This is a genomic window from Vicinamibacteria bacterium (genome assembly GCA_035620555.1).
Classification (GTDB): domain Bacteria; phylum Acidobacteriota; class Vicinamibacteria; order Marinacidobacterales; family SMYC01; genus DASPGQ01.
Genome location: DASPGQ010000510.1, coordinates 1 through 10649, shown reverse-complemented (window position 1 = coordinate 10649; position 10649 = coordinate 1). Strand labels below are relative to the sequence as shown.

General features: G+C 65.0%; 7 protein-coding genes. 1 reads left to right on the top strand and 6 read right to left on the bottom strand.

Annotated features, from left to right (window positions below; genetic code table 11):
• The first annotated feature begins 90 nt into the window (after positions 1-90).
• Complete coding sequence (locus VEK15_20760; protein HXV63143.1) at positions 91-1860, top strand: amidohydrolase family protein; 1770 nt, start codon at positions 91-93, stop codon at positions 1858-1860.
• A gap of 5 nt (positions 1861-1865) precedes the next feature.
• Here VEK15_20760 and VEK15_20755 read toward each other — a convergent pair whose 3' ends face one another.
• From VEK15_20755 to VEK15_20730, 6 genes are all read right to left on the bottom strand, one after another.
• Positions 1866-3887 (bottom strand): M13 family metallopeptidase, encoded by a 2022-nt coding sequence (locus tag VEK15_20755; GenBank protein ID HXV63142.1) that lies wholly within the window; start codon positions 3885-3887, stop codon positions 1866-1868.
• A gap of 182 nt (positions 3888-4069) precedes the next feature.
• Positions 4070-4324, bottom strand: coding sequence for a hypothetical protein (locus tag VEK15_20750; GenBank protein ID HXV63141.1), 255 nt, complete (start codon positions 4322-4324; stop codon positions 4070-4072).
• The gene (locus tag VEK15_20745; GenBank protein HXV63140.1) at positions 4321-6108 is read right to left on the bottom strand and encodes a S8 family serine peptidase; all 1788 of its coding nucleotides are present in this window, start codon (positions 6106-6108) and stop codon (positions 4321-4323) included. Before VEK15_20745 ends, VEK15_20750 begins: the two co-directional genes overlap by 4 nt.
• 3 nt (positions 6109-6111) lie before the next feature.
• The gene (locus tag VEK15_20740) at positions 6112-7110 is read right to left on the bottom strand and encodes a D-cysteine desulfhydrase (protein HXV63139.1); all 999 of its coding nucleotides are present in this window, start codon (positions 7108-7110) and stop codon (positions 6112-6114) included.
• Between the two features lie 38 nt (positions 7111-7148).
• Positions 7149-9509 (bottom strand): GH116 family glycosyl hydrolase, encoded by a 2361-nt coding sequence (locus VEK15_20735; GenBank protein ID HXV63138.1) that lies wholly within the window; start codon positions 9507-9509, stop codon positions 7149-7151.
• On the bottom strand, positions 9506-10649 hold a 1144-nt coding region (locus VEK15_20730), incomplete at its 5' end, for a trehalase family glycosidase (GenBank protein ID HXV63137.1). The genes VEK15_20730 and VEK15_20735, both read right to left, overlap by 4 nt.

Sequence of the window (10649 nt, the reverse complement as noted above, 5' to 3'; positions counted from 1 at the left end):
AAAAGAAGTAAGGACTCTCCGCGCGCGTTTGAGCCATCGCCCGCGCGAGCCTACAATGCGGCCGCTCGTTCCCGCAGGAGGAGGCTTCCCATGCATGAGACGCGTGTCCTCTCGACCGTAGCATTCCTCGCAATCGGCGCTCTGAGCGTCGCGCAAGAGCCCGACCTCGTCATCCGCGGAGGGATGGTCATCGATGGGACCGCAGCGGATCCACGTCGCGCCGACGTCGCCATACGCGACGGGCGAATCGTGGCCATGGGTGACCTTTCGAGCACAAGCGCCTCTCGGGTGATCGATGCGTCGGGACTGTACCTGGCTCCGGGATTCATCGATATCCACAGCCACGCCGAGACCGGTCTCTCGGACCCGTACCTTGCGACGGCGGCGAACAACCTCCTCCAGGGTATTACCACGGTCGTCGTGGGACAGGACGGTCGGCACGCATGGCCTCTCGGCGGGAGCTTGACCGAACAGGTGGCGCTTTGGCGGCGACAGGGTGTCGGCAACAACGTCATTCCCCTTGCGGGGCAAGGAAGCGCGCGGGTGGAGGTCATGGGCTGGAGCGACCAGCCGGCAACAGAAGCGCAACGGAAGGCCATCGCGGATCACGTTGCCGGCATTCTCGCCGAAGGCGCCTGGGGGTTGTCTTCGGGGCTGGGCTACTATCCTGGACGTCACTCGCCGCCCGACGAGGTCGTCGCCGCCGCGCGTCCCGTGGCCGCCATCGACGGTTTCTACATCAGCCACCTGCGCAACCAGGGAGACATGCTGCTCGAGTCCATCGAGGAGACGATACTTCTATCAAAAGAAACCGGCGTCCGCGCAGTCGCAACCCATATCAAGGCCGCGCCCAAGCGCAACTGGGGAAAGGCGCGTCCCGCCGTCGCTCAGATCGCCGAGGCGCGCGCCAACGGAGTGAAGATTTACGCCGACCTCTACCCTTACGACACGTCGAGCGACGGGATCGACGTGTCGCTCGTCCCCATCCGAGCCCTGTTCGACGAACAGGAGATGCGCGAGCTCCTGGCCCCGGCGGGTACCGACCCGGCCGAGATACTTCGCTGGGCTTTTCGCCTCGAGCCCAATCTGGGACGTCGCTTCGACCTCGACTTCTTGCTGGAGAATCCGGAGCAGGCTCTTGGTAATGCGGTTCGAGGAACCGATCGGCTTCGAGGTGAGGCGATCTTCCGACACCGTCTTCGCGAGCGTCTCGCGGACCCGGAGGCTTCTCCAGCTCTTCTCGCGGCCGTCGGGGAACGCATCTCCGGCCCGGGAGGGGCGGAGATCTTCGAGATCGCCTCACATCCCGAAGAGCGCCTTGTGGGGCTGAGGTTATCGGAACTGGCGCGAGTGCGCGGGATCTCGGAGGCCCAAGTCGCGGTCGAGCTCACCCTGGAGGGTGCTTCGTTCACCCAGCTTCACATGTCTGACGACGACGTCGTGACGTACATCCAGCAGCCGTTCATGGCGGCCTGTACCGATGGCTGGGTTCCCGAGTACGGCGTCGGGCTCAGCCATCCGCGCTCTTACGGTACGTTCACCCGGCGAATCCGAAGGTATGTCTACGATCTCGGCGTCATCGATTTGCCGTTTGCGATCCAGACCGCGACCGGACTTCCCGCCGAGATCGTCGGCCTCGATGATCGCGGGCTCATCGAAGAGGGGCAATGGGCGGATCTCATCGCCTTTGATCCGGCGCGTATCCGGGACCGCGCCACCTATCGGAACCCGCACCTCTACAGCGAAGGCATCGAATGGGTGCTCGTGAACGGAGACATCGTCGTCGAGGATGGCGAGGTCAACGGCCATCGGGCGGGCAAGGTGCTGCTCAAAACAGACGAGTCGAGCACGAGCAACTGAGACCACTACCAGATGGCGACGCGCTTTTCGGGGGCGAGCCACATGCCGTCGCCTTCTTTGACGCCGAACGCCTCGTAGAACTCGGGGACGTTGCGCAGAGGACCGTTGGCGCGAAAGTTCTCCGGCGCGTGCGGATTCGACAGAACGAGCTGGCGCAGGGCCTCCTCGCGCGATTTCGAGCGCCAGGCCTGCGCGTAGCCAATGAAGAATCGCTGAGGTCCGGTGAAGCCGTCGATGACCGGCGCTTCCTTGCCCTCGAGCGAGGCCAAGTAGGCCCGGTAGGCAATCGTCAGCCCCGTGAGGTCGCCGATGTTCTCACCGAGCGTCAGTTGCCCGTTCACGTTCAAGCCCGGAAGTGCTTCGAAAGCATCGTATTGATCCACGAGCATCGAGGCACTCTCCTCGAATGACCCCGCGTCGTACTCGCTCCACCAGTCGCGGAGGTTCCCGTCTCCGTCGAAACGGCGGCCCTGGTCGTCGAACGCGTGGCCGATCTCGTGACCGATCACGGCGCCGATGGCTCCGTAGTTCACCGCGTCGTCTGCCGTCAGGTCGAAGAAGGGAGGTTGAAGAATTGCGGCGGGGAAGACGATCTCGTTCTTCGTGGGATCATGATAAGCGTTCACGGTCTGCGGGGTCATGCCCCACTCGGTGCGATCGATGGGCCCGCCCAGCTTGTCTACGTTGCGGCGATACTCGAACGCATTCGCGCGGAAGACGTTTCCCACCAGATCGCCACTCCGGATCTCGAGCTTGGAGTAATCGCGCCAGGTGTCGGGGTAGCCGATCTTGTAGACGAACTTCTTCCGCTTCTCCTGCGCCCTTTCTTTCGTCTCGTCGGTCATCCAGTCGAGCTCGTCGATGGCTCGGCCGAAGGCGGCGATGAGGTTCTCGACGAGCTCCTCCATGCGCGCTTTGGCCTCGGGAGGAAAATGGCGCGCCACGTAGAGTTTTCCCACCGCTTCGCCCATGAGCTGATTGACGTTCCGAACCCCGCGCTGCCAGCGGGGCGGAATCTCCTCGAGCCCGTTCACGAGCCGGCCGGTGAAATCGAAGTTCGCCTCGACGAGCTCGCTGGAAAGGTAGGGCGCCATGTCGTGGAGAAGCCGAAAAGCGGTGTAGCTCTTCCAGTCGGCGAGCGCGACCTCGTCGGCCAGCTCTCCCAGCGCGGTTACGTAAGACGGCTGCGCAATCACGACCATGTCCACGTCGGCGATCTCGGAGCTCTGGAGATAACGATCCCAGGCGATCCGAGCGGTGGCCGACGCGAGATCCTTGCGCTCGTAGGGGTTGTACAGCTTCTGTACGTCGCGCGTCTCCTCCGCCGGCCAATGGTGCTCCGCCAGACGGCGCTCGATCTCGAATACCGCGCGGCCCCGCGCGCCGGCCTCGTCCACGCCGGCGAGCTCGAAGAGCTTCGTCGCGTATCGCGGAAGCGCCTCGCGGAGCTGCTCGAACTTTTCTCCTTCCTTGAAATAGTAGTCGCGGTCGGGAAGGGTGAGACCGGATTGAAACAAGTAAACGGTGTAACGTGTGGAATCGCCGAGATCGGGAAAGACGGCGAGCGCCAGCGGCGAGTCGATGCCGTCGATTCTGAGCTCGGCCTGGAGCTGGAGCAGGTCTTGAAAGCTCTCGGCCGAGAGGATTCGATTCAGCCGTTCCTGCAGAGGCATGATCCCCAGTTCGTTGGCTCGGTCGGTGTCCAGGTAGCTCTTGTAGAACTCTCCCACCCTCTGCTCGTCCGTGCCGGGCTTCAGCTCGTCCTTCTCGGCGAGCTCTTCGACGATGGCGCGCTGGTTCTTCTCGCTTTCGTCTCTGAGGATCATGAAACTTCCCCATTCCGCCTGGTCCGCCGGGATCTCGGTCTCGCGAATCCAGGTGCCGTTCACGTAGGCGTTGAAGTCGTCCTGAGGCCGGACCGACTCGTCGAATCCGGACCGGTCCACTCCGGAGACGAGATCGGCGCGCTGTGACGCGGCGACCGAAACGGCGAGAGCCAGTAAACCGAACAGATGGCGTGGAATCATCGAGCCTCCTTATGACTCTGTGCTCAGTGCCGTGGCGGGACCCGTAATCGATCGTGCCGCCACGGCTCGGGGCTGCTTACGGCGCGGCAAGCGCGCCGGGCTCGCTCCGCTCGCGCAGGCTGGACTGCACTTTTTCATCAGCCTGCTAGGGATTGTAGCGCGGCGATGCCAGCGAGACCCATTCACGAAGAGTCGCTGAGTTTGAGGTTTCGGGACCTCTCCACGACTCTGACGATCGCGTCGGCTTCGAGCCGCGAGATCTTCTCGCTGGCAATCGAGCCCACGACCTTGTTCCGCACCACCTGCTCCACCTCGAGACCGAGCTCGCGCAGGTGGGTGAGCATCGAGTCGTCCGCCGCGCGCTCCGTCAGCTCCACGAGCACGCGCACCACTTGGGGACCTCGTCTCGCGACATCTCGGGGTCGCATGGTTTTCACGGCTCGACCGAAAGCAGCCGCGCCACGTCGAGCTTGCCATAGCCCCAGTCTCGATTCCAGCAGACCCCGGTGTTCTCGTCCTGGCGGGTCGATTTCATGATGCGCCTCTTGGCCTCCGCCCAGTCGATCGTTCCGTCTTTTTCCAGCAGAAGCGCCAGCGCTCCGGTGACGTAGGGCGCCGACATGCTCGTACCCCTGAGGGCGGCGTAGTCGATATCCGAAACTCGCGTGAAGAGCGGTAGCTCGCCGGGCGGAGCCGCGCTCGACAGGGGAGCGAGCAGCCACTCGCCGGGAGCGGTGACCTCGGGCTTGTTCTGCCCGTCGCGTGTGGGTCCGCGGCTGCTGAACTCGGAAAGCGACTCCAGCTGAAGCGCTTCGAGGCGCACCGTCGGGTGAGCGGGATCCCGCGAGCTCCACTCGTTCCGCGTGACGTACGAGGCGACGGCCACGGCGGAATAGGCCGTCGCCGGCATGCCCACGAGGTACTCGAACGTCGCGCCGGTGACGAAGTTTCCCTCGGCGCCGTCTCCGATCCAGGCGTGCACGGCGCCCACCTTCGCGCTTCCCGGCGACACCTCTTCGACGACGAGACGCCAACCCGTGAGCCAGGCGGTCTGAGCCGCCGCGAAGAGCTGGAAGGTGACGAAGGGGTCCCCACTGTAGGGATGGACTTGCCGCGAGACGCTCACGAAGAACGAATCAAAGTCGAGCTCGGACAGGCCCTCCTCGGGGGCCTCCACGATCTGTCCCCCCGGGGCATGGAGCGCGATGCGAAGAGCGTCCTCGCGCTGGTGCCACACCTGGAGCCCGAGCACACCGAGCTCTTGCGATCCGCCTCCGGTGTCCACCATCCGCGGCTTGAGATGAAACGCCGCCTCCCACCGAGCCGGACTCGCGCCATCGCCCCGAAGACGGGTGTGGGCGTGGATGGGGTCGACTCCTTCGTTGCCCGCCGAGACGACCACGATCTTGCCCGGCCCCGAGAGCTCATCGATGGTCCTTTCGACGATGGTGGTGCCGTCGTGCCCGCCGAAATGTCCACCGAAGCTGCAGTTGACGACGCAGGGCTGGCCCCGCTTCCCCGCGAGATCGAAGACGTGCGCGATGCCTCGAAGGATATCCGCGCTCTCGAGCGTCGTCTTCACGATGGCGAGATCGGCTTCGGGAGCGACGCCCTTAAGCCTTCGGCCGGGCGAGCCGGCGCCGTTTCCCGCGGCGATCCCCGCCGCGTGCGTACCGTGGCCGACCGGGTCGGTGACGTCGTCGGCCGCCCCGGCATCGATCGCGGACGCATCGAGCTCCCGGTCGGTGAACTGATCGAGATAGTCGACGATGCGGGTCTTTCCATTGCTGCGGAACGCCGGGTGTTTCACGTCGATACCCGTGTCCACGACGCCGACGAGAACCCCCGCTCCGGTCTCTGAGACCGTTCGGGAATTTCCCCGCACGAGTCCGGACGAAACATGAGCGCGATCGCAATGAAGCTTGAGACGCGTGCTGGCCTCGACGTAGCGGACGTCTTTCATTCGGGCGAGAGCCGCGAGCTTTCCCCGTGGCACTCGGGCCACGATCGTGTTTTCCGTGCCAGCGATCCCCGAACACCCACCACCCCAGGCGTCGATCTTTGGCGAGACTTTTCGCCGAGCGGTGCAGTCGACGATGACCGATACGAGCTCCTCACGCGCGAGCAAGCCGACGGACCTCGTGGTGTGCAGCAGGGTGTCGAGCTTTTTCAGGTGACTCGCGCGCGAAGGACGGACGCTCTTCCTGCGCTTTGCGGCCATGGCTCAGTCGAGGACGTCGTTCCGGTAGGCGTAGAGGGCGGGGGAGCCGCCCGTGTGCACGAAGAGGACGTTCTCACGAGACTCGAACAGATTCTTCCCGATGAGGTCGATCAACCCCGCCATCGCCTTTCCCGTATAGACGGGATCGAGCAGGATCGCCTCCAACCGCGCCAGCATCCTGACCGCTTCGCCCATCGCGGGCGTTGGCCTCGAGTAGCCCGGCCCCACGTAATCGCCGAAGCACAGGACCGCTTCGCGCGGGATCTCGCCGTGAATCCCGATTCGACGAGCCGTCTCTTGCGCCAGCGAATACACGAGCTCTTCTTGGGGCTCCTTCGGTCGGCTCACGTTGATGCCGATGACGCGGATGCCGCTCGACAATCCATGGAAACCGGTCACCAGCCCGGCGTGGGTTCCCGAGCTTCCGCTCGCGGTGACGACGCGATCGATCCGAAGGCCCATGTCGAACGCCTGGGCGACGATCTCCTGCGCGCAGGCCGCGTAGCCCGTGGCCCCGATGGGGTTGGACGCGCCGACGGGAATCACGTAGGGCGCCTTGCCCTCCGCCTTCAGCTGCCCGGCGACGAGCTCGAGCTCCTTCATCATGTTGGATCCTCCGGGGACCACCTTGATGCTCGAGGCGCCCAGGAGCTGATAGAGAAAGTTGTTCCCGCTGGCCTGCGGATCGTAGGTGCCCGGCACGCGCTCCTCGAGAACGAGATGGCACCGCAGACCTTCTTTCACCGCAGCGGCCAGAGTGAGGCGGCAATGGTTCGACTGAATGGCCCCGCCGGTCACCAGGCTGTCGGCCCCCTTCTCGATGGCATCGGCAACGATGAACTCGAGCTTTCGGGTCTTGTTACCCCCCGCGGCGAGCCCGAGGAGATCGTCGCGCTTGACGTAGACGGCGGGCCCGCCGAGCTCGGCGGACAATCGCTCGAGCTTTTCGATCGGAGTCCAGCCCTGGGTGTAACGACGCCGGGGAAAGCGCGAAAGATTCATGCGATTCTCCTAAACGCGAAGAAGCGGATTATAGCCGGCTATCGGCGAAGCTTCACCACGAGGTCGACCGTAGCCCAATCGCCGGGGCCGTCGGGAATGACGACCTCGATGACGTCGCCGCGCCGGGTCCCGTTCTCGATCGATTCCACCTCGAAGGGCATCCGCGCGCGGAGCTCGTAGCTCGTCCGACGACGCCCCTCGAGGCGAGCGATGTAGGTACCGTCGACGAACCGCTCCTCGAGGATCCGCAGGCGTCGAGAACGATCGCCCAGCTGAAGCGGCGCGTGGATCGGCTCGATCTCGATGCCGGGCCGAAAGGTGACTTCGTGCGTCCTCACGCCGGTCCCTGGCTCCGGGCTCCAGGTGACGGGGCCGTCGGGAAGCGAAAGCTCCACGACGAGCGGTCCGATGGTCCCTTCGAGCCTCAGCTCGATGCGATCCTCGGAGTCGTCGCGAATTCGCTGCCATTCGAAATCGAAGAGGCCCTGCGCGTGCCGCAGGTTCTCGACCTTGAATCGATCCCAGCCGGGAGGGGGCTTCGGCGCCAGTATTCCCGGCTCGTAGCCGACGAGGCCCCGCAACAACGGCGACACGAGCCCCGAGGTGGAAAAGAGCTGGTGGGGCACGGCGGCGTCGACAGGAGCGAGCCGATCCCCTGACAGGAGCTCGGGCACGAACCCCCGGGCGCCAAGAAACGTCAACTCCTTCGTGCCCTCGAGATAGAGCCATCCCGCGTGCGGGCGGTCGTTCGCGTAGAGCGCGAGCGCGGCCATCCCCGTGAGAAACGGCCAGACCGCCCCGTTGTTGTAGCTCTTGTGATCGTAGAGCGCGCTCTCGCGTGACAACATGCGCACACCCCAGTCGGAGCCGAGCCGGCTCGATGCCAGAGCATCCAGCGTGGCCTCGCTCGATAGGAGTCCGCGCCAGAGTCCGAAAGCGGGCCACGCCGTGGTCTCCTCCTGCCGGGTGCCGTCTTCGAGGAGAGCAAAAGGGATTCCGTCGTCACCTCGGAAACGCCGGGCGAGGGCTTCAGGTACGTTCGCGGGCCCGCTCTCGCCGAGCTCTTGGGCAAGCTCCCGCATGGCGTGAACCGCCTCGGTCCAAACGGCCGCGAGGTAGACATCGGTCAAGACTTCGTTGGAGCGGAGGCTCCCGGTCTCGACGGCCCCGAGACCCGCAAGGCTGTTGTCCATGAGGCCGTCGCCATCCTCGTCGGTCGAGAGGCAATAAGCGAAAGCTTTGCTCAGGGATGGCCAGAAATCGCGGGCGAGCTCGCGATCGCCGCTCAGGCGCACGTAATCCCTGACGGCGACGATGTAGAGAGGCGTCGTGTCCGCATGGTAATACCCGTACGGGTACTGCTCGAACCACGGGATGTAAACGGCGCCCTGAGACAGCTCGTGCATCATCTTGCCGTCGTCACGCTGGCGTTCGTGGAGAAAGCGCAGGGCGCGCTCGACGGTCTCGAAGTCCCCGTAGGCTCCGATCGCCCACAGGTTGATGAACGCGTCGCCCCCGAAGAACCAGCCGAAACCCGGCCGCTCCGACCGGCCCGAAGGACCGAGCCCGGCGACGAGCCCGCAACCGAGCTGCGGGTTGCAGACGAACCCCTTGTCGAGCGCGACCTTTCCCCACTCGAGCGCCCGATCGAGCCCGTCGTCCGGTGTGTCGATCCGAGTCCGCTCCTCCCGAAGCTCGCGATAGTGCGCCTCGGTCGCCCGAGCCAGCGCCTCGCGCTCCCCGAGGAGGCGCCGGTAAGTCGCGCGCGCTTCCTCGAGACCGTTGACGCTCGCCGCGATCGCGATCGGAACCGTCGGCTCCCGCACCTCGATCCGCAAGTCCGTGGGCGCGTCGGGCAGGTTGTGCGCCGGCTGGGTGGGTGGACGGGAGGCGAGAGGCGAGCCGACGATCGCGGCGTGACGGTGAGTGCTCTCGGTGATGACGTAGGCGCTCAGCTCTTCGTCCCAGTAACTGTACTGGCCGCCGAGCGCCGCCGGCCACATGAGCTTCAGATCGGTGTGGAAACGGGCGCGCAGCCCGACGGCATCGGACGCATCGACCTCGACCAGCACCAGGCCGCCGGTCTCATCGACGGGAACGAACCAGGTCACGTCGGACGTGAACGAGGCGTGCGAGTAACGTACCGTCGACGATTCCGGACGGATCTCGACGCCACTCGCCAGACCGGCGGCGGGAATCGGCTCGCCGTAATCGGCGAGCTCGAACAGGAGCTCGAAGCCGTGGAAGACCTTGAGGGGGTAGACCCAGGCCTCGAAGCTTCCGTCTTCCCGGCCGAGAAATGCCGCGCGTCGTCCCGACGCTTCCATGTACTCCGAGGGACGTGCCGGCCCGGAAAGCATGAGGGACTCGGCGAGCAAGAGGGATAGGAGAGCCATCATCGAGCACCGCCCTCGAGGTCGATGAAGACGCGGGCCAGGATGCTGTTCCAGATGTAGTTCGACGGCGAGCCGAGCGTGACCTCGTCGGGGCTGTAGGACTCCCAGAACCGATGGCTCCGTCGGAGCTGGGTCGCGGCCGCCCGCACCATGCGATCCCCGAGCTCTCGGGCTTCTTCGTGGTAACCGTAGTCGAGAAGGCCTCGAAAGACGAGGTAGCTCCACTCGAGCCAGACGGCGCCGTTCCACTGGCAGCATCGGGTAACGAGCGGCTCGTAACCCGGGTCGTCGGCGGCAAGCGTCGGAATGCCGAACCGCCTCCAGAAGCGGCTCGGATCCTTCAGGGCTCGCACGAGCCTCGCAGCACGGTCTTCGGGAGCAATGCCCGCCCACATCGGCAGAAACCCGATGATCTCCATGCGCCTCAGGTCGAGACCTTCTTCGGTCACGAATGCGTTCGACGCGCGGTCGACGTTGTAGTAGAAGCCGCTCGCATCATCCCACATCGTTTCGTCGACGCGTTTCGCCAGGCGCGAGGCACGCTCGTCCCAATCGCTTTCTCGACCGAGCTCCCGCGCCATGGCGTCGAGGGCTCTCATCTCTTTCACGACCATCGCGTTCAAGTCCAGCGCCTCGATTCGCGACGGCGCGCGCGGGTCGTCCTTCCCCAGAAGGTCCCAGATGGGAACGAGCGAGTCGCGCACCGACTCGAGGACGGCGTGACCGCCCCACTCCAGAAGGCCATCCCCGTCCGCGTCGCGATGGTCGAGAAGGAACTCTAAGAAGCGGCTTCCCGACTCGAACGCTTCCACGAGAAACCGTTCGTCGCGAGCGATCTGGTACACCTCCCAGTTGATCCAGGAGTAGAAGGGAGCGGAAGTCGTCTTCTGACCGTCGACGGGAAACGTCCTCACGACGTACGGGCCCACCCGGTAGGGGATGTAGCCGTCCGCCTCCTGCGCCTCCATGAAAACGCGTTGGGAATCCATCGCGCTTTGCGGATCCAGATGGGCGTAGGCGAGCATCGAGAGGCTCTCGTGGAATACCTGGCCGTCGTGGCCCCAGCTCCAGGTGGGCTCGCGGGAGAAGACGTAGTAGTTGAACCGGGTTCGGCCCTCGGGAGGCAGCATCGACTGGCGCGCG